General features: G+C 72.9%; 2 protein-coding genes and 1 pseudogene. 2 read left to right on the forward strand and 1 reads right to left on the reverse strand.

Annotation, left to right across the window (positions count from 1 at the left end):
- Positions 1-288: pseudogene (locus DW297_RS10595) on the forward strand (DUF58 domain-containing protein); the annotation flags it as partial.
- Positions 289-300: 12 nt separating this feature from the next.
- On the opposite strand, the gene DW297_RS10600 reads toward DW297_RS10595, so the two are convergent.
- Positions 301-1,293 carry a stage II sporulation protein M gene (locus tag DW297_RS10600; RefSeq protein ID WP_136032131.1) on the reverse strand — a complete coding sequence of 331 codons (993 nt, stop codon included), beginning with the start codon at positions 1,291-1,293 and terminating at the stop codon, positions 301-303.
- Between the two features lie 16 nt (positions 1,294-1,309).
- Between DW297_RS10600 and DW297_RS10605 the strand changes: the two genes are divergently transcribed.
- Positions 1,310-2,005: RDD family protein (locus DW297_RS10605; protein ID WP_136032133.1), on the forward strand; the 696-nt coding region annotated here is incomplete at its 3' end.

Raw genomic sequence — 2,005 nt, forward strand, 5'->3', positions numbered from 1 at the left:
GCGGAGTCCGCACGCGGCTTCCTCGGCGCGTTCCCGACCGCGTCGCGGGCGACGACCGTGCTGGTCGGCTCGGTCACCGACGACGGGATCGCCGCGCTGGCGCGCGCCAGGGGCTCGCGCGAGGAGGTGTACGTCGCCGCAGCGGCCGAGCGGACGCTCCGCGACGCGGAGAACGTGGCCGACGCGATCCGGCGGGCGGGCGGCGAGGCCATCGCCGCCGACCCCGAGGCGCTCCCACCCCGGATCTCCGACCGCTACCTGGAGCTCAAGGCCGCCGGACGGCTGTGACCGGGGCCGTCGTCAGCCGGCGACGAGCCGCGGCGTGCCGGCCTCGTACTCGACCAGGTCGCCGCTCTCCCCGCGGCGGTACGCCCGTCCGCCGATGGCGAGCATGTAGACGAGGAACACGGCGAGCGCCGCGGCCCCGATGCCGATCTTGACCGGCCACGGCAGCGCCCAGCCCGTGACGAAACCCTCCACCAGGCCCGACAGGAACAGGGCGAAGACAAGCCCGATCGCGACCGTGGCGAGGGCCCGCCCCTCCTCCGCCAGCGCCTCACCGCGCGACCGGCGACCCGGCGCCACCCACGCCCAGAACACGTGCAGCCCGGCGGCGGCTGCGACGAAGATGCAGGTCATCTCGAGCATGCCGTGCGGCAGGATGTAGAGCACCATGAGGTCGGCCTTGTCGTGGGCCGCCATGACCGCGCCCGACGTGCCGAGCCCGATGGCGTTCTGCAGCAGCATGTAGATCGGCCAGATGCCCGTGACCCCGAACAGCACGCACTGCATCGCGATCCAGGCGTTGTTCGTCCACACCATGCCCATGAACACGGCAGCGGGGTTCTCGGTGTAGTACCCGGTGAAGCTCTCGTCGGCGTACTGCTCCAGGGCGTCGGGCGGGCCGAGCGTCGCCACCAGCGCCGGATCGCTCGCGATCCAGCCCGCGACGCCCACGGCGACCGCGATGAACGCGACCGCGATGATCAGGGTGGTCCAGCGCAGCCGGTACAGGGCGGCGGGGAGCTGGAGCCCGAAGAAGCGCCCGACCTGGGTGAGGATGCTGTCGGAGGCGCCGGTGAGCCGCAGTCGCGCGCGCACCAGGATCGTCGAGAGGTAGGCGCCCTGCGGCGAGTCGCCGACGGAGGTCTTGAGCTCGGCGAGGTCGGCGGATGCGGCGCGGTAGCGCACGATGAGCTCGTCGACCCCCGCGCCGTCGAGGCGAGCGCGGCTGAGCTGATCCAGCCGCTCCCACTCGGACCGGCGGACGTCGGTCAGGGCATCGGCATCCACCTGATTTACTGTACTCATGTCCGCGCAGATCGACGTCTCCGACGAGGTGCTCTCCGGTGAGGCGGTCGCGATCGACGTGCAGCCGGTCGGGTTCGTGCTCCGCGCCGCGGGAGCGATCATCGACATGCTCGTGGGCTACGGCGTCTTCGTGCTGTGGATCTTCCTGCGCATCTGGCTGCTCGACGCCGGCGTGCTCGACGAGGCGACCGACCGCATCGCCACCGTCTCCGCGCTCGTGGTGAGCTTCGTCGTCCTGCCGATCACGATGGAGGTCGCCCTGAAGGGGCGCAGCCTCGGCAAGCTCGCGGTCGGCGGGCGCATCGTGCGCCTGGACGGCGGCGCCGCCGGGTTCCGGCACGCCTTCATCCGCGCGCTCCTCGGCGTGCTGGAGATCTACCTCACGTTCGGTGGCCTGGCGGTGCTGGTGGGTGCGTTCACCTCCCGCTCGCAGCGACTGGGCGACCTCGTCGCCGGCACGTACAGCCAGCGCGTGCGCACGCCACGGCTGACCGGGCACGCGCCCGTGCTTCCGCCGCAGCTCGCCGGATGGGCGCAGATCGCCGACGTCGCCCGGCTGCCCGATCGCCTGGCGCGCCGCATCTCGCAGTTCCTGGAGAGCGCGCCGCGGATGATGCCCGCCGCGCGCGAGCGGGTGGCGCAGGGACTGCTCGCGGAGGCGGCGCCGTTCGTGTCGCCGGTGCCCGCCGCCCCC

This window comes from Microbacterium sp. PF5 (assembly GCF_004794315.1).
GTDB classification, from domain to species: Bacteria; Actinomycetota; Actinomycetes; order Actinomycetales; family Microbacteriaceae; genus Microbacterium; species Microbacterium sufflavum.